The following is a 770-nucleotide window of genomic DNA, read 5'->3' as shown; positions in this document are numbered from 1 at the left end:
TGCAGTCGCGGGTGGTGGGCAGCGCCTCCAGGGCCTTGAACAGGACGGTGCGCAGCCGGTCGACGTTGCGGGCGAAGACTTCGAGCACTTCGGCGTGGGTGACGCCTTCGCCGGTCTCGACGCCGGCGTCGAGGTCGGTCACCAGGGCCAGGGAGGTGTAGCAGAGGCCGAGTTCGCGGGCCAGGACGGCTTCCGGGTGGCCGGTCATGCCGACCACGGACCAGCCGTTGGCGGTGAACCAGCGCGATTCGGCCCGGGTGGAGAAGCGCGGGCCCTCGATGACCACCAGGGTGCCGCCGTCCACCGGCTCCCAGGCCAGGTCGCGGGCGGCGGCCAGCGCGGCGGCCCGGCCGTCGGGGCAGTAGGGGTCGGCCACCGAGACGTGCACCACCTCGGGCACCGACCCGTCCGGCAGGATCCGGCCGTCGTAGTAGGTCTGCACCCGCCCGGAGGTGCGGTCGACGAACTGGTCGGGCACCAGCAGCGTGCCCGGCCCGTACTCGGGGCGCAGGCCGCCCACCGCGCACGGGCCCAGGACCTGGCGCACGCCCAGCGCGTGCAGGGCCCACAGGTTGGCCCGGTAGTCGATCCGGTGCGGCGGCAGCCGGTGGCCCCGGCCGTGACGGGGCAGGAAGGCCACCCGCCGCCCGGCCGCCTCGCCGACGAACAGCGCGTCGGACGGCGGCCCGTACGGGGTCTCGACACGCACCTCGGTGACGTCGTCGAGCAGGGCGTACAGGCCCGACCCGCCGATGACGCCGAGTTCGGCG

1 protein-coding gene is annotated in these 770 nt (G+C 75.1%); it reads right to left on the bottom strand.

Translation table 11 applies throughout. The annotated features are described in order from the left end of the window. A partial coding sequence (locus tag OO48_RS33960; protein ID WP_033223512.1) for an S-methyl-5'-thioadenosine phosphorylase occupies nucleotides 1-770 on the bottom strand: 770 nt, incomplete at both ends.

This window comes from Kitasatospora phosalacinea, assembly GCF_000716545.1.
GTDB classification, from domain to species: domain Bacteria; phylum Actinomycetota; class Actinomycetes; order Streptomycetales; family Streptomycetaceae; genus Kitasatospora; species Kitasatospora phosalacinea.
This window is presented reverse-complemented; position numbering and strand designations above follow the sequence as displayed.